The sequence below is a fragment of the Fodinibacter luteus genome (assembly GCF_039541575.1).
Classification (GTDB): Bacteria; Actinomycetota; Actinomycetes; order Actinomycetales; family Dermatophilaceae; genus Fodinibacter; species Fodinibacter luteus.
In genome coordinates this window covers 321,922-336,778 of the sequence record NZ_BAABGM010000001.1, presented here as the reverse complement: position 1 = coordinate 336,778, position 14,857 = coordinate 321,922, and the positions used below count along the sequence as shown (strand labels likewise).

At 74.9% G+C, this 14,857-nt stretch carries 16 protein-coding genes; 12 read left to right on the top strand and 4 right to left on the bottom strand.

What is annotated here, in order from left to right:
* Window positions 1–124 precede the first annotated feature (124 nt).
* The gene (locus tag ABD899_RS01480) at window positions 125–715 is read right to left on the bottom strand and encodes a peroxidase-related enzyme (protein WP_345201490.1); all 591 of its coding nucleotides are present in this window, start codon (window positions 713–715) and stop codon (window positions 125–127) included.
* A 141-nt stretch (window positions 716–856) separates the two neighbouring features.
* On the opposite strand from ABD899_RS01480, the gene ABD899_RS01475 reads away from it, so the two are divergent.
* From ABD899_RS01475 to ABD899_RS01435, 9 genes are read left to right on the top strand one after another with little or no spacing between them, the layout of a single operon-like run.
* Window positions 857–2,113, top strand: a complete 1,257-nt coding sequence (locus ABD899_RS01475) for a 4Fe-4S dicluster domain-containing protein (RefSeq protein ID WP_345201488.1) — start codon at window positions 857–859, stop codon at window positions 2,111–2,113.
* 10 nt (window positions 2,114–2,123) lie between these two features.
* Window positions 2,124–2,585, top strand: a complete 462-nt coding sequence (locus tag ABD899_RS01470) for a cyclic nucleotide-binding domain-containing protein (protein WP_345201486.1) — start codon at window positions 2,124–2,126, stop codon at window positions 2,583–2,585.
* Window positions 2,582–3,451 carry an FAD/NAD(P)-binding protein gene (locus ABD899_RS01465; protein ID WP_345201483.1) on the top strand — a complete coding sequence of 290 codons (870 nt, stop codon included), beginning with the start codon at window positions 2,582–2,584 and terminating at the stop codon, window positions 3,449–3,451. The genes ABD899_RS01470 and ABD899_RS01465 overlap by 4 nt, the downstream gene beginning before the upstream one ends.
* 2 nt (window positions 3,452–3,453) lie before the next feature.
* The gene (locus ABD899_RS01460; protein ID WP_345201481.1) at window positions 3,454–4,290 is read left to right on the top strand and encodes an NADH-quinone oxidoreductase subunit B family protein; all 837 of its coding nucleotides are present in this window, start codon (window positions 3,454–3,456) and stop codon (window positions 4,288–4,290) included.
* Window positions 4,287–5,597 (top strand): Ni/Fe hydrogenase subunit alpha, encoded by a 1,311-nt coding sequence (locus tag ABD899_RS01455; RefSeq protein WP_345201479.1) that lies wholly within the window; start codon window positions 4,287–4,289, stop codon window positions 5,595–5,597. The genes ABD899_RS01460 and ABD899_RS01455 overlap by 4 nt, the downstream gene beginning before the upstream one ends.
* A gap of 2 nt (window positions 5,598–5,599) precedes the next feature.
* On the top strand, window positions 5,600–6,133 hold the full coding sequence (locus tag ABD899_RS01450) for a hydrogenase maturation protease (RefSeq protein ID WP_345201477.1): 534 nt from the start codon (window positions 5,600–5,602) through the stop codon (window positions 6,131–6,133).
* Window positions 6,120–6,410 (top strand): HypC/HybG/HupF family hydrogenase formation chaperone, encoded by a 291-nt coding sequence (locus ABD899_RS01445; protein ID WP_345201475.1) that lies wholly within the window; start codon window positions 6,120–6,122, stop codon window positions 6,408–6,410. The genes ABD899_RS01450 and ABD899_RS01445 overlap by 14 nt, the downstream gene beginning before the upstream one ends.
* Complete coding sequence (locus ABD899_RS01440; RefSeq protein ID WP_345201473.1) at window positions 6,407–7,336, top strand: DMT family transporter; 930 nt, start codon at window positions 6,407–6,409, stop codon at window positions 7,334–7,336. Before ABD899_RS01445 ends, ABD899_RS01440 begins: the two co-directional genes overlap by 4 nt.
* Window positions 7,337–7,341: 5 nt before the next feature.
* Window positions 7,342–8,112 (top strand): DUF6390 family protein, encoded by a 771-nt coding sequence (locus ABD899_RS01435; protein WP_345201470.1) that lies wholly within the window; start codon window positions 7,342–7,344, stop codon window positions 8,110–8,112.
* 71 nt (window positions 8,113–8,183) lie between these two features.
* Here the strand turns inward: ABD899_RS01435 and ppk2 are convergent, their stop codons facing one another.
* Entirely contained in the window at window positions 8,184–8,987 is an 804-nt protein-coding gene (ppk2, locus tag ABD899_RS01430) for a polyphosphate kinase 2 (RefSeq protein ID WP_345201468.1), read from the bottom strand.
* 289 nt (window positions 8,988–9,276) lie between these two features.
* Between ppk2 and ABD899_RS01425 the strand changes: the two genes are divergently transcribed.
* Genes ABD899_RS01425 through ABD899_RS01415 form a run of 3 tightly spaced genes read left to right on the top strand, consistent with a single transcriptional unit; the run spans window position 9,277 to window position 11,682 of the window.
* The gene (locus ABD899_RS01425; protein WP_345201466.1) at window positions 9,277–10,617 is read left to right on the top strand and encodes an MBL fold metallo-hydrolase; all 1,341 of its coding nucleotides are present in this window, start codon (window positions 9,277–9,279) and stop codon (window positions 10,615–10,617) included.
* A gap of 30 nt (window positions 10,618–10,647) precedes the next feature.
* Window positions 10,648–10,968: a rhodanese-like domain-containing protein gene (locus tag ABD899_RS01420; RefSeq protein ID WP_345201464.1), complete on the top strand. Its 321-nt coding sequence runs from the start codon at window positions 10,648–10,650 to the stop codon at window positions 10,966–10,968.
* A 15-nt stretch (window positions 10,969–10,983) separates the two neighbouring features.
* Window positions 10,984–11,682 (top strand): PIG-L deacetylase family protein, encoded by a 699-nt coding sequence (locus ABD899_RS01415; RefSeq protein ID WP_345201462.1) that lies wholly within the window; start codon window positions 10,984–10,986, stop codon window positions 11,680–11,682.
* 18 nt (window positions 11,683–11,700) lie between these two features.
* Here the strand turns inward: ABD899_RS01415 and ABD899_RS01410 are convergent, their stop codons facing one another.
* Together ABD899_RS01410 and ABD899_RS01405 are read right to left on the bottom strand one after the other, a co-directional pair.
* Window positions 11,701–11,901 (bottom strand): hypothetical protein, encoded by a 201-nt coding sequence (locus ABD899_RS01410; RefSeq protein ID WP_345201460.1) that lies wholly within the window; start codon window positions 11,899–11,901, stop codon window positions 11,701–11,703.
* Window positions 11,902–12,046: 145 nt separating this feature from the next.
* Entirely contained in the window at window positions 12,047–14,764 is a 2,718-nt protein-coding gene (locus ABD899_RS01405; RefSeq protein ID WP_345201458.1) for a winged helix-turn-helix domain-containing protein, read from the bottom strand.
* Window positions 14,765–14,857 lie beyond the last annotated feature (93 nt).

The following is a 14,857-nucleotide window of genomic DNA, read 5'->3' as shown; positions in this document are numbered from 1 at the left end:
CACCGCCCGACGCTAGCAACGCGATGCCGCCGGAAGGGCTTTGCTCGTCACGGTGATCGGCGCCGACCGCCGCCCGGCGCGTCGCGTGCTCGACGGCCGCGAGCGCCCCAGGCCTGCCGGACGGTCAGTGGTCGCCGACGGGCCGGCCGACGACCATCGCCGCGAGGACGTCGGGTTCGAAGGTCGCCGCCGTCGCCGCGTCGAGCCGGGCCCCGAGCCCGTCGAGGACCGTCGTGAAGAACGCCCGCGCCGCGACGGCGAGCACGACGTCGGCGACGTCCGCGTCGCTCAGGCCAGCGGCCCGCAGCGCGTCGACGTCGTGCTGCTCGACGGAGGCCGCGTCGACGGCGAGCTTCGTCGCGAAGGCGACGACCGCGGCATCCTGCGCGCCGAGCGTGCTGCCGTCGGGTGCCTCGGCGAGCGCGCGCACGCCCTCCTCGTCGCCGCACACGTCGCGCAGGAACGACGCGTGCGCGACGGTGCAGTACGTCGAGCGCCGGGCCCGGGCGGCCGCGATCGTCGCGATCTCGAACCGCCGCCGGTCCATGCCCTCGCGGATCGCCAGGTTGAGCGTCGTCCAGGCCTGCGCGACCTCGGGGCGCGTCGCGAAGCACCGCGCGTAGTCGGGGAGGAAGCCCCAGCTCGCGCGCTGGGAGCCGTACCACTGCGCGAGGGGGCCCTCGGCGGCATCCTCGTGCGTCGTCTCGATGAACATGCACCGAACCTAACCGGGCGCGCACGCCCGGGGGCTCGTTCGACCGGGGAGAACCCCACCACATCCGTGTCGCGGCGCCCCGCGGCGGTCCTACAGTGATCGGTGAGGACTCGCGATCACTGAGCGCCGGGAGGCGTCATGGTGCTGACGCGGCTGATCGACGTCGACGGCCTGCAGGCGCTGGTCGACGGCCTCACGGCCCGGGGGTTCACCGTCATCGGCCCGACGGTGCGCGGCGGCGCGATCGCCAACGCCCCCATCAGTGGCGTCGACGACCTGCCCCGCGGGTGGGGCGACGAGCAGCAGCCCGCCTCGTACCGACTGCGGCGCCGCGACGACGAGGCGTTCTTCGGCTTCGCCGCGGGCGCGCAGTCCGCCAAGCCCGTCTTCTTCCCCGCCGACGAGCTGCTGTGGCGGGGTAGGCGCACGGCGGACGGGCACGCCTTCGAGGTCGGCGCCGAGCGGGATGCCGTCGCGGCACCTCCCGAGCCCGACGGCCCCTACGCGCTCCTCGGCGTGCGCTCGTGCGACCTCGCCGCGCTCGGCATCCACGACACGGTGCTCAGCGGGCGGCGCACGGTCGACACCCACTACGGGCGCCGCCGCGCCGATGCCTTCGTCGTCGCGGTCGCGTGCTCCGACCCGGGGGGCACGTGCTTCTGCGTGTCGATGGGCACCGGCCCGCGGCCCGAGGCCGGCCGAGGTGCGCCCTTCGACCTGTCCCTCACCGAGCTGCTCGACGGCGGCCACCGATTCGTCGTCGAGGTCGGCAGCACCCGCGGCGCGGAGCTCCTCGACGAGGTCGGCGCCCGGGAGGCGACGGCCGACGAGGTGGATGCCGCGGCGCAGGTCACCGCCCTGGCGAGCCGGAGGATGGGGCGGCGCCTCGACACCGACGGGCTCAAGGAGCTGCTCTACGCGAACGTCGACAGCCCCCGGTGGGACGACGTGGCCAGCCGCTGCCTGTCGTGCACCAACTGCACGATGGTGTGCCCGACGTGCTTCTGCACCACCGTCGAGGACGCCTCCGACCTCACCGGGCACGAGGCGGAGCGGCACCGGGTGTGGGACTCGTGCTTCGACGCGGACTTCTCGTACATCCATGGTGGTGTCGTGCGCGAGTCGCCGAGGTCGCGCTACCGCCAGTGGATGACGCACAAGCTGGCCGCCTGGCACGACCAGTTCGGCTCGTCGGGCTGCGTCGGGTGCGGCCGCTGCGTCACGTGGTGCCCGGCCGCCATCGACATCACCGCCGAGGCCGCGGCCCTGCGCGGGGCGCCCGGCTCGCACCTGCCCGGGCCCGCGACGTCGGCGGCCCCCGCGACGTCGGCGGCCCCCGCGCCGGCGGCGCCGCCCGCGCCGGCGGCGGCCCCCGTGGCCACGCACGGGCTCGAGTAGGAGAACGGACATGCAGACCATCGCCGAGTACCTGCCCCACCACCCGTTCTTCACCGGTCTCGACGAGTCGGTCGCCACGCTCGTCGCCGGCTGCGCGGTCAACGTCCACTTCCGCCCGGGCGAGCACCTCTTCCACGAGGGCGAGCCGGCCGACGCCTTCTACGTCATCCGGCACGGCCGGGTCACCCTCGAGGTGCACGCGCCGGGCGGCCCCTCGGTCGTCGTCGACACCGCCCACGACGACGACGTCGTCGGCTGGTCCTGGCTCGTGCCGCCGCACCGGTGGCGCTACGACGCCCGCGCCACCGAGCAGACGAGCGCCATCGCGTTCGACGGGGCCTGCCTGCGGGCCAAGGGCGAGACCGACCCCGCGGTCGGGTACGCCCTGCTCCAGCGCGTCGTCACGGTCATGGCGACCCGGCTGCACTCGGCGCGCACGCGGCTGCTCGACCTCTACGGGACCCCGGCATGACGACGACCACCGGCCCGTCCGCCGTCCCTGCCCCACCCGCTGCGCAGGACCCCTTCCTCCCACGCCCCTTCGTCGTCCGCCGGCACCGCCAGGACACCCGCGACACCTACACCCTCGTCCTCGAGCCCGTCGACGGCGAGCCGATGCCGTTCGCCGCCGGCCAGTTCACGATGATGCACGCGTTCGGCGCGGGGGAGGCCCCCATCTCGATCAGCGGCGACCCGGCCCGGCCCGACCTGCTCGAGCACACGATCCGCGACGTCGGCGCCGTCACCCATGCCCTCGTCCACGCCTCGCCCGGTGACGTGCTCGGCATCCGCGGGCCGTTCGGCACCGGCTGGGAGGTCGGGACCGGTGCGGGAGGGGACGTCGTGTTCGTCGCCGGAGGCATCGGCCTGGCCCCCCTTCGGCCGGCGATCCTCGAGCTGTGCGCGACCCGGGCCGCCTTCGGCCGGGTGCTCCTGCTCTACGGCGCACGCACCCCCGAGGACATCCTCTTCGGCGACGACCTGCGGCGCTGGGCCGCCGACCACGGGATCGACGTGCAGGTCACCGTCGACAACGGGCAGCACGCCTGGCGCGGCCGGGTCGGCCTCGTGACCCAGCTCGTCGCCAGGGGCGGGTTCGACGCGGCGAACACGCTCGCCCTCGTCTGCGGGCCCGAGGTGATGATGCGGTACGCCGCCTCGGCGCTCGCCGAGCGAGGCGTGCCGGCGTCACGGCTGCGGCTGTCGATGGAGCGCAACATGAAGTGCGGCGTCGGGCTGTGCGGGCACTGCCAGCTGCGCGAGGTCTTCCTCTGCGTCGACGGGCCGGTGCTCACCTACGACGTCCTCGAACCCCTCATGGCCAGGGCGGAGCTGTAGCGATGACCATCGACGCGAGCCACGGCAGCGAGCACACCGCGGCCCACCGGGGCCGGCCGAAGCTGGCGGTGTGGAAGTTCGCCTCGTGCGACGGGTGCCAGCTCACCCTGCTCAACTGCGAGGACGAGCTCATCCCCCTCGCCGGCGAGGTGCAGATCGCGTACTTCCCGGAGGCGACCCGCGCGGTCGTCGAGGGCCCGTACGACGTCTCGCTCGTCGAGGGCTCGATCACGACCCCCGAGGAGCTCGAGCGCATCCAGCACGTGCGGGCGGTCTCGCGGCGGCTCATCACGATCGGCGCGTGCGCGACCGCCGGCGGCATCCAGGCCCTGCGCAACTTCGCCGACGTCGCCGAGTTCCGCTCGATCGTCTACGCGCACCCCGAGTACCTCGCGACGCTCTCCCGGTCGACCCCCATCTCGGCGCACGTCGCCGTCGACTTCGAGCTGCGCGGCTGCCCGGTCGACAAGCGCCAGCTGCTCGAGGTGCTCGCCGCGTCGATCCAGGGCCGCCGGCCGCGGATCCCGAGGCACAGCGTCTGCGTCGAGTGCAAGCGGCGCGGCACCGCGTGCGTCGCCGTGGCCCACGGCACCCCGTGCCTCGGCCCGGTCACCCAGGCCGGGTGCGGCGCCCTGTGCCCCACCTTCGAGCGCGGCTGCTACGGGTGCTTCGGGCCGCAGGACACCCCCAACACGGCGTCGATCGCGAGCCGGCTCGGGGCCCTCGGGATGAGCGAGCCCGAGGTGATGCGCGTGTTCCGCACGTTCAACGCCGCCTCCGAGCCGTTCCGGCGAGAGAGCGAGCGGCACGAGCCCGTCACGACGGAGGTGACGCCATGAGCCACCGGCTCACCGACGGCGGCCGCGTCATGCACGTCGGCACCCTGGCCCGGGTCGAGGGTGAGGGTGCGATGCACATCGAGTACCGCGACGGCGCGGTGACCGACGTGCAGCTGCGGATCTACGAGCCGCCACGGTTCTACGAGGCGTTCCTGCGCGGCCGCGCGCACACCGAGCCCCCGGACATCACCGCCCGGATCTGCGGCATCTGCCCGGTCGCCTACCAGACGAGCTCGTGCTGGGCGGTCGAGGACGCCTGCGGCGCCGAGGTCACCGAGGAGATCCGGCTCATGCGCCGGCTCCTGTACTGCGGGGAGTGGATCGAGAGCCACGCACTGCACGTCTACCTCCTCCACGCGCCCGACTTCCTCGGCTACGACGGGGCGATCGAGATGGCGGCCGACCACCCCGACGTCGTCGAGCGGGGGCTGCGGATCAAGAAGGCCGGCAACGACCTCATGGACACCGTGGGTGGTCGTTCGATCCACCCCGTGAACGTCCGTATCGGCGGGTTCTACCGGATGCCGTCGCGTGCCGAGCTGCGCGCGGTGCGGGGCCGGCTCGAGCGGGCCAGGGACGAGTCGCTCGAGACGGTGGCGCTCGTCGCCGGGTTCGACGTCCCCGACCACGAGCAGCCGTACGAGTACCTCTCGCTCCGGGCCGAGCGCGGCTACCCCATCGAGGCGGGCGAGGTCGTCACCTCCTCGGGCGGGGCGTTCGCCGTGCGGGACTTCGCGAGGCACATCGAGGAGGTGCACGTCCCCCACTCGAACGCGCTGCACGCACGCCTCGACGGGTCGCCGCAGCCGTACGTCGTCGGCCCGCTCGCGAGGTACTCCCTCAACTCCGACCGGCTCGGCGACGCCGCACGCGATGCCGCGACCTCGGCCGGTCTGGGGCCGGTGTGCCGCAACCCGTTCCGATCGATCGTCGTGCGTGCCGTCGAGCTCGTCGAGGCGTGCACCGAGGCGCTGCGGATCATCGACGGCTGGACGGACGGCGCCGCCCCGAGCGTTCCCGTGCCACCCCGGGCGGGCGAGGGCTTCGGGGCGAGCGAGGCACCCCGCGGCACCCTCTTCCACCGGTACGTCCTCGACGAGGCGGGCATCATCCGTGACGCGCAGATCGTGCCGCCGACGTCGCAGAACCAGCCGAGCATCGAGGCGGACCTCCGGACGATGGTCCAGGCCTGGTCCGACCTCGACGACCACGCCCTGCAGCACCGCTGCGAACAGGCGATCCGCAACTACGACCCGTGCATCTCGTGCGCGACCCACTTCCTCGACCTCACCGTGGACCGCGGATGAGTGTGGCCAGACCTCGCGCGCCGGCCGCCGCGCTCGTCGTCGGGCTGGGCAGCCCGGACCGGGGCGACGACGCGGTCGGCGGTCACGTCGCGCGGGCGGTCGCCGCTGCCACGAACCGGCGCGTCGCCGTCCTCGAGCACGAGGACCCGACCGACCTCATCGAGCTGTGGTCCGGCCACGACCGCGTCGTCGTGGTCGACGCGACGTGCTCCGGCGCGGCGCCGGGCACCGTCGTCGTCCTCGAGGCCGGCGCCGAGCAGGGCCTGCTGCCGACGGACGCGTGGGCCCGCACCGGCCGCGGCGGCACCCATGCCTTCGGGCTGGCCGCGGCGGTCGAGCTGGCTCGCGTCCTCGGCCGGCTGCCGGCCCGGCTCACCGTCGTCGGTGTCGAGGCGGTGTCGTTCGAGCCGGGGGCGCCGCTCTCACGCGCCGTCGCGGACACGGTGCCGGATGCCGTCGACGCGGTGCTGGGGGCGCTCCAGGCCACCGCCGGCGCGGTGGCCCATGGCGGACGGGGCGCCGATGTGCCTCGGTGAGGTGGCGCAGGTCGTCGAGCTGAGGCCCGGCCCCTCGGCGCTCGTGCGCGCCCGGCAACGCACGGCGTCGGTGTCCCTGCTCACCCTCGCGGATGCCGTCGCCCCCGGTGACTGGGTCGTCTGCCACTCCGGCTTCGCCCTCGCACGCGTCACGGCCGCCGAGGCCGCCGAGGCCGCCGCGATCCGGTCCGCGGCCGACCGCTCCACCACCGAGCTGGCCACCGAGCCCGCCCCCACGCCGGCACCGACCGTGCCACCGAGGAAGGACACGCGATGAACCCCACCCGACGGACCGGCATCCTGCTGGCCCTGGCGACGGCCGCGATCAGCGGCTTCTCCGTCTACGTCAACGCCCGCGGCGTGCGCACGTTCGACAGCGCCACGGTCTACACGACGGCCAAGAACGTCGTCGCCGCGGCCGTGCTGCTCGCGGTCATCGGGCTCGGGGCCCGCAGCGGGGCCCGGCTCACCCGGCCGACCGGAGCACGGCAGTGGCTGGCGCTCACGGGGATCGGGCTCGTCGGTGGGGCCCTGGCCTTCGTGCTCTTCTTCGAGGGGCTGGCGCGGGCGACCTCCCCGCAGGCCGCGTTCATCCACAAGACGCTCGTGCTGTGGGTGGCGCTCCTCGCCGTCCCCCTGCTGCGCGAGCGCCTGCAGTGGGGTCACTGGGTGGCGATCGGCCTCCTCGTCGTCGGGCAGGTCGGACTCGTCGGCGGCCTGCCATCGTCGTTCGGGACGTCGGGGCTGCTCATCCTCGCGGCGACGCTGCTGTGGTCGGTCGAGGTGGTCGTCGCCAAGTGGGTGCTGGGCGGGCTCTCGTCGTGGACCGTGGCCGTGGCCCGGATGGGGGTCGGGTCGGTGGCGCTCCTCGCCTGGCTCGCCGTGCGGGGCCAGCTCGGCGCGCTGTTCTCGATGACGGGTGCGCAGCTGGGCTGGGTGCTCGTCACCGGGATCCTGCTCGCCGGCTACGTCGGCACGTGGTTCGCCGCCCTCGCCCGCGCCCAGGCCGTCGACGTCACCGCCGTGCTCGTGCTCGCCGCCCCGGTGACCGCCGCGCTCGGCATCGCCCTCGACGGCTCGGCCCTGGCCCCCCAGGCGCCGTGGCTCGCGCTCGTCGTCGCCGGCGGGGCCGTCGCAGTGTGGCTCGGCGGGCGCGACACCCCGCTCGACCGGCATCCGCTCGCCGTCGAGGCCCGCAGGTAGCGCCCGTGCCGTCCGCGCTCAGCGGCGCCCTGCGCTTCGCGGCCTACGCCTACCCGCCGAACGCGCTCGGCTACTGCGGCCCCGACGCGGCGCACCAGCTGCTCGAGCAGGTGGCGGCCGGCGTCGACGACCCCGACCTGCGGCGGCTGGCCCGCGGGTTCGAGGGCGCGTGGCCGTACCTCGAGCTCATCGCCGCGGCGAACGGCATCCGCGACCCGCTCGACCCGCGGGTCGTCGAGGCCTACTGGGTCGGCAACGCACTGCTCGACCGGGTCGGCCCGCGCCTGCTCGGGGACTCCCTCGAGAGCCGCTTCCGGGGGCGGGCCGGGCGGTCGTGGGCGCGGCTGGCCGAGGCCGTGCCGGCCGGCGCCGTCCCCCACCACTCCTTCCACGTGCTCGGCATCTACCCGTGGGTCGGCCTGCTGCGCGAGGGGCGCGTCGACGAGCCGCTGCACGTGCTCGACCGCTGCCGGGTGCGCTGGGGGCGGGTCGTCGAGCTGCACGGCCCGCGGGCCGTCGTCGCGTCGCGGCCGCTGGTCTGGGACGGGCGGCTGCTCTCGCTCGGTGCCGAGCGGCCGGAGGAGGTCCTGCTCCGCGTCGACGGGCTGGGCCTCGCCGGCGCGGTGCAGGTGGGGGACTGGTGCTCGCTGCACTGGGACTGGGTGTGCGAGCGGCTGACCCCCCGGCAGCTCGCGGCCCTGCACCGCCGCACGGGTGACCAGCTGGCGGTGGCCAACGGCACCCCGTACCCGGCGCCGGCGGCGGTCCTCGGCTGATCGAGGGTCCGCGCCCGAACGTGGGTGTCTCCGTCGGCATCCCGCCGGGAACCCACGTGTCGGTGTGTGAGTCAGGCCTCGAGGGTCGCCGCGTGGTCGGGCACGGCGTGCTGGAGCGAGCGGTCTGGGCGCACGTAGCCCTTCGACGGGGGTCGCTCGGGCAGCTCGAGGGCGGTCATCTCGACCTCCTCGTAGGGGATCTGGCTCAGCAGGTGCGCGATCATGTTGATCCGTCCCCGGCGCTTGTCGTCGCTCTCGACGACGTTCCACGGCGCCTGGGCGATGTCGGTGTGCACCATCATGTCGTCCTTGGCCCGCGAGTAGTCCTCCCAGCGGGTGATCGACTCGATGTCGGTCGTCGACAGCTTCCACCGGCGCATCGGGTCGGTGAGCCGCGACTCGAACCGGCGCTGCTGCTCGGCGTCGCTCACCGAGAACCAGTACTTGTGGAGCCGGATGCCGTCCTCGACGATCATCCGCTCGAAGATGGGGCACTGGCGCAGGAAGCGCTGGTGCTCCTGGGGCGTGCAGTAGCCGAGCACCCGCTCGACCCCGGCCCGGTTGTACCAGCTGCGGTCGAAGAGCACGATCTCGCCCGCTGCGGGCAGGTGCTCGACGTAGCGCTGGAAGTACCACTGGGTGCGCTGGCGCTCGGTGGGCGTCGGGAGGGCCGCGATCCGGGCCTGGCGGGGGTTGAGGTACTCGGTGACCCGCTTGATCGTCGAGCCCTTGCCGGCGGCGTCGCGACCCTCGAAGACGAGCACGACGCGCTCCCCCTCCTGGCGGACCCACTCCTGCATCTTCACCAGCTCGGCCTGCAGCCGGACCAGCTCGGCCTCGTACAGGGACTTCTTGAGCCGTGCGTGCTTCTCCATGAGCCTCATCGTGTCACGGAGGCCTGCTGGCGTCCCTGCGGATCGCGTCACGTCCGGCCGCGAAGGCGGACCTGGTCGCCCGGGCGACCACGTCCGCACTCGCGGCGGGAGGGGAGGGCACGGCCGCCAGCCGCTCCCGCCGCCGGCCTCCTGTCGGGCCGAGAACCGCTGCACCGATACCCCAGGTGGTATGCCACGACATGGCACGGTGGACGTCGGGACCCCGCACGCACACCGGTCGCGCGCCGGGGCCCACTGACGACGACCCGCTCGACGCGAGAGGACCCGCATGGCCACCATCATCCCGATCGAGACGCCCAGCCTGGGCGACCGCAGCTACCTCGTCCACGACGGCGCGACCGCGTTCGTCGTCGACCCGCAGCGGGACATCGACCGGGTGCTCGACCTCGCCGAGCGCGAGGGCGTGCGGGTCGCGCACGTCTTCGAGACCCACATCCACAACGACTACGTCACCGGCGGGCTCGCCCTGGCCCGGGCCGTCGGGGCGGTCTACCACGTCAACGGTGACGACGACGTCGCCTTCGAGCGCTCGCCGATCGCCGACGGCGACACCGTCGAGGTGTCCGAGGCGCTGCGGGTGCGGGCCATCGCCACCCCGGGGCACACCTTCACCCACCTCTCGTACGCCGTCGAGGACGCCGGGCGGCCGGTCGGCGTCTTCACCGGCGGCTCGCTGCTCTTCGGCGCGACCGGGCGCCCCGACCTGCTCGGCCCCGACCACACCCACGACCTCGTGCGCCACCAGTACGCCTCGGCGCGCCGGCTCGCCGACGAGCTGCCCGACGACGCCCAGGTGCTGCCCACCCACGGGTTCGGCAGCTTCTGCTCGGCGGGCACGACGAGCGGGGCGGACGCCTCGACGATCGGCACCGAGAAGGGCGCCAACCCGGCCCTGACCCAGCCCGAGGACGCGTGGGTCGCCGACGTCCTCGCCGGGCTCGACGCCTACCCCACCTACTACGCGCACATGGATCCCGCGAACAGCGGCGGCCCGTCGGCCCCCGACCTGCGCGCTCCCGAGAAGGCCGACCGGGCGGCCGTCGCCAGGGCCCTCGCGGACGGTGAGTGGGTCGTCGACCTGCGCACCCGCACCGCGTTCTCGGCCGGCCACGTCCCCGGCACCGTCAACATCGGCGTCGACGGCCAGCTCTCGACGTACGTGGGCTGGCTCATGCCCTGGGGTGCGCCGCTCACCCTCCTCGGTGAGAGCCCGGAGCAGGTCGCCGAGGCCCAGCGCGAGCTCGTGCGGATCGGGATCGACCGGCTCGAGGGAGCGGCGAGTGGCGAGCCCGGGGAGTGGACGGATGCCGCGCTCGCGAGCGTGCCGCGCGCGACGTTCGCCGACCTCGAGCAGGTCCGTCACCACCGCCCGGTCGGGGTGCTCGACGTGCGGCAGGCCTCCGAGCACGCCGAGGCGCACCTGCCGGGTGCGACGAACATCCCGATCGGCGACCTCCTCGAGCGCCTCGACGACGTGCCCGCCGGCGAGATCTGGGTGCACTGCGCGAGCGGCTACCGCGCCGCGATCGCGGCGTCGCTCCTGGCGGCCAACGGCGGGCAGGTCGTGCTCGTCGACGACGACTTCGACGACCACGCCGGAGTTGCGTGACCATATACCCCCCGGGGTATGCTTGGTTCCATGACTCGAACCGTCGACATCCAGTTCCTCAAGGCGCGTCACGCCGACGGCGCCGTCGTCCTCGACGTCCGGGAGCCCGCCGAGTACCTCGGTGGCCACGTCCCGGGCGCCGTCCTCGCCCCCATGAGCCGGATCACGGCATCCCTCGGCGGGGTGCCCAAGGACCAGACCGTCTTCGTCATCTGCCAGAGCGGCAACCGGAGCCGCTCGATGGCCGACCTGCTCACCGCGCTCGGCTACGACGCGGTCTCGGTCGACGGGGGCACCGCGGGGTGGATGGCGGCCGGGCTCCCGGTCGTGCGCGGCCCGCAGGCCGCCTGAGGGCCCGGCGCCCCGATGACCGCGCCCGGGCACCCGTCGCCGGACACGCCCTGGCGGCGGGTGCTCGTCGTCGTCGCCCACCCCGACGACGAGTCATTCGCGCTGGGCGCCCTCATCGACCGCGAGGTCGCCCGCGGTGCCGAGGTCGCCGTGCTGTGCCTGACCCGGGGTGAGGCCTCGACCCTCGGTGCCACCTCCCGCGACCTCGCCGCGCTGCGGGAGTCCGAGCTCGCGGAGGCCGCGCGCGAGCTCGGGTGCGCGCGCACGACGCTGCTCGACCACCCCGACGGCGCCCTCGCCGCGGTCGACGGCGCCGTGCTCGAGCGCGACGTCGAGGCCGAGGTGGCCAGGACGCGGCCGGACGGCATCCTCGTCTTCGACCCCGAGGGCGGGGTGACGGGGCACCCCGACCACCGGGCCGCGTCGTTGGCGACGCTCGCCGTCGCTGCGCGGCACGACCTGCCCGTGCTCGGGTGGGCACTGCCGGTCTCGGTGAGCGATGCCCTCAACGTGGCCTTCGGTGCGGCGTTCGTCGGGTACGCCGACGATGAGCTCGAGGCCGTCGTCGTCGACCGCACCCGCCAGCTGCGGGCCGTGCGCCGGCACGCGAGCCAGGCCGTGCCCGGCAGCGTGCTCTGGCGCCGCCTCGAGCTGCTCGGCGACGTCGAGCACGTGCGGCCGCTCCGTCGGGCGGGTCGGGTCCCCGGGCCCTGACGTCGCCGGGCGGGCGGGTCAGTCCGGCAGCCGGCGCATCTCGACGACGGACAGGCCGAGGTCGCCGAAGCGGGCGAGGAGGGAGGAGACGTCGGCCTCGTCGCGGACCGGGCCGTAGAGGGCGGTGCCCCCCGTGGGGTACGGCGTCGAGCTCAGCTCGGGGAAGGCCGCGAGGATGTCATCGGACACCGAGCCCATGATGATGAACTCGTAACGCATCGTCGTCCTCTCCGTGCGTCCCTGCTGTGGCGCGGTGGTCCGATCGTGCCCGCGCGACCAGTCGCCGCGCATCACGCGTGGCGGGTGAGCGCGCACGTCCCAGGGCCGTCGGCGCGCGTGCGGGCCGGACGGATGCCGTCGTGCGTCAGAGCAGCCCGAGCGCGCGGGCCGCGGCGATCGCCTCCCGGCGGGTGCCGACGCCGAGCTTGGCGTAGATCGAGCGCACATGGGTCTTGACCGTGTTGAGGCTGATGCCCTGGGCGTCCGCGACCTCGCCGAGGGTCATCATCGACGGCAGGTCGCGCAGGACGACGAGCTCGCGCTCGGTGAGCCAGCCCCCGGCCGGCGCGGACGTCGGGGGCTCGTGCTCGGCGCCGTGCCCGCGGCCCGCCCCGCCCGGCGAGGCCTGCCAGGCGAGGACGTCGTCGATGCCGGTGAGCACCTGCTCGAGGAACGGCTCGACGTGCCCCGCCCGGCCGCGCAGCCCGGCGAGCAGCGCGTGTACCTCGGTGCCGGCGTCGAGGAAGGGCCGGCCCACGCCTGTCGGGGCGGCGACGCGCAGGGCCGTGAGCAGCGACTCGGTCGCCGCCGGCGTGCGGTCGGACCGGGCCGCGAGGAGCGCGTCGAGCAGCCACGCCGTCGTCAGCGCCGTCGCACGCCGCGGCTCGAGGCCCCCCCGCAGCACGGGCTCGAGCAGGCGCCGTGCGTCGGAGGGCCGCCCGCGGGCACTCGCCAGCTGGGCCTGGAGGACCGCGGCGTCGCCGCCCGGGCCGAGCCGGTTCTCGGCGCGCACGACGGCCTGCTCGGCGAGCCGCCACTCGCCGAGCCCGAGGCACATCCGCAGCTCGTGGGGTGCCGCGGCAGCGGTGATGGCGGGCGAGCCGCCGCGCTCGGTGCGCCACGCGGTCACCCGCTCGAGCCGACCCAGGGCCGCGCGCCGCTCGGACGGCTCGTCGAAGGCGATGATCGCCTCGAGCGAGCGCGCGGAGCCCTCGACCTCGACGTCGACCGTCGTGTCGAGGACGTCGATCGCCGTCGCCGCCCAGGTGGCCGCCTCCTGGGGGTGCAGGGCCTGGAAGGACGTCCAGCCGGCGAGGACGTACGCGTAGGCCATCGTCGGTGACCGCCCCCAGCCCCGCTCGGTCGCGAAGGCGATCGCCCGCTCGGCGGCGCGGCGCCCTTCGACGAGGTCGTTCTGGGCGACGTAGGCACCGGCGATGAGGTTCTTGCAGTACAGCTGTATCGAGGCGAGGCCGGCGGTCCGGGCGAGCTTGGCGGCTCGGTGCAGGTCGCGCCGCGCACCCTCGTCGTCGCCTTCGAAGAGCCGGAGGGCTCCCCGGTCGGCGAGGACGAGCAGCCGGACGTCGGGGTCGAGGTCGGGAGGCAGGTTCGAGGACCCGGCGGCCGCGACGAGCCCGCTCGCCCGGGCCCCGGCGAGGTCTGCGGCCAGGCGGGCCCGGTGGAGCGAGGCCGCCCGGCGCAGCGACGTCAGCCGGGCGTCGGATGCGTCGTCCGGGACTGCGGCCAGCTCGGCCAGTGCCTCGTCGGCCTCGACGAGGTCGCCGTCGTCGACCGCCAGCAGCGCCCGGTGGACGAGCACCGCTGCCGTGCCCCGGGCCGGTGCGGGCAGGCGGGCGATCGACCGCCGCACGGCCGCCCCCGCCCCGGCGAGCAGCAGGCCGAGGCCCGTGTCGCGCAGCACCCGGTCGACGAGCGCTGAGTCGCCGGAGTCCGACGCGTGCTCGAGCGCCGCCAGGGGCTGGTCCTGTCCGAGGAACCACTGCGCGGCCAGGGCGTGCAGCCGGGCCCGCTCGGCCGGGTCACGCCGGGTCAGCGCCGCGAGGAGGTAGGAGCGCAGCAGCGCGTGGTACCGGAACCAGGCGCCCTGGCGGTCGAGCGGCATGACGAGGGCGTTGCGCTGGGCGAGGTCGTCGAGGACAGCCGCGGCGTCGGGCCGGCCGGTGAGCACGGCGGCGAGGTCGACGGACAGCTGCTCGACGATGCTGCTGCGCAGCAGGAAGCTGACCTCGTCGTCGGGCAGGCGGATGAGCACCTCGCCCGCGAGGTAGTCGGCCACCGGCCGGTCGGCGCCGCTGAACTGCGTGACGAAGGACTCGGCGTCGCCGCCCCCCTCGAGGGACAGCGCGGCCAGGCGCAGGCCGGCCGGCCATCCCTCGGTGAGGACGTGCAGCGTCGCGCGCGAGGCAGCGGTGAGGTCGATGTCGTGCCGGCTCCAGAACTCGTCGGCCTCGCCGGGGGTGAACGCGAGGTCGGCGGCGCGCACCTCGTGAAGCCGACCGCTGAGCCGCAGCCGGTGCAGGCCGATGGGCGGCTCGAACCGGCATCCGAGGACGACCCGCAGGCTGCCGTCCGCCCACTCGACGAGGTGGCGCAGGCCCTCGACGGCGTCGGCGTCGCGCACCTCGTGCGCGTCGTCGAGGACGAGGACGAGGCCGGGGGCCTCCTCACGCACGGCGGCGATGAGGTCCGCGACGAAGGCCGGGTCCGACGGCCCGGTCGGGGCGTCGAGCGTGGCGAGGAGACCCGCCGGCGGGCCGGTGACCTCGCGCACCGCCACGAGGACGGCGTTCCACAGCGTCCACCCGTCGTCGTCGCGGGTGCACGTCACCCAGGCGACGGGCACTCCGTGCGCCCGCCGCTCCTCGGTGAGCTCGGCGAGCATCGTCGTCTTCCCGTACCCGGCGGGCGCGCACGCGAGGAGCACGTCGGGGCCGTGGGTGGCCCACGTCGTCTCGGCCGCGAGGTTCTGGAGCAGCCGGGGTCGCTCGAGCGCCCGGTCGATGCGGCGCGGCACCGACACCTTGGGTCGGGGCACGGCGAGCGCGCTGCGCAGGTCTGCCACGCCCGCAGGGTAGCGACGCATCCTGAACCCAGGCGCGGCATCCGGCATCCGGTCCCCGGCGTGTCGAACCCCGCACCCCCTCGCGCCGCGTCG

Bases quoted from the DNA above. Each gene is read 5' to 3' on its own strand.
- ABD899_RS01460 (WP_345201481.1), top strand. From the start codon at position 3,454: ATGACCATCGACGCGAGCCACGGCAGCGAGCACACCGCGGCCCACCGG.
- ABD899_RS01480 (WP_345201490.1), bottom strand. From the start codon at position 715: ATGTTCATCGAGACGACGCACGAGGATGCCGCCGAGGGCCCCCTCGCG.
- ABD899_RS01440 (WP_345201473.1), top strand. From the start codon at position 6,407: ATGAACCCCACCCGACGGACCGGCATCCTGCTGGCCCTGGCGACGGCC.
- ABD899_RS01415 (WP_345201462.1), top strand. From the start codon at position 10,984: ATGACCGCGCCCGGGCACCCGTCGCCGGACACGCCCTGGCGGCGGGTG.
- ppk2 (WP_345201468.1), bottom strand. From the start codon at position 8,987: ATGGAGAAGCACGCACGGCTCAAGAAGTCCCTGTACGAGGCCGAGCTG.
- ABD899_RS01445 (WP_345201475.1), top strand. From the start codon at position 6,120: ATGTGCCTCGGTGAGGTGGCGCAGGTCGTCGAGCTGAGGCCCGGCCCC.
- ABD899_RS01410 (WP_345201460.1), bottom strand. From the start codon at position 11,901: ATGCGTTACGAGTTCATCATCATGGGCTCGGTGTCCGATGACATCCTC.
- ABD899_RS01470 (WP_345201486.1), top strand. From the start codon at position 2,124: ATGCAGACCATCGCCGAGTACCTGCCCCACCACCCGTTCTTCACCGGT.
- ABD899_RS01465 (WP_345201483.1), top strand. From the start codon at position 2,582: ATGACGACGACCACCGGCCCGTCCGCCGTCCCTGCCCCACCCGCTGCG.
- ABD899_RS01425 (WP_345201466.1), top strand. From the start codon at position 9,277: ATGGCCACCATCATCCCGATCGAGACGCCCAGCCTGGGCGACCGCAGC.
- ABD899_RS01420 (WP_345201464.1), top strand. From the start codon at position 10,648: ATGACTCGAACCGTCGACATCCAGTTCCTCAAGGCGCGTCACGCCGAC.
- ABD899_RS01455 (WP_345201479.1), top strand. From the start codon at position 4,287: ATGAGCCACCGGCTCACCGACGGCGGCCGCGTCATGCACGTCGGCACC.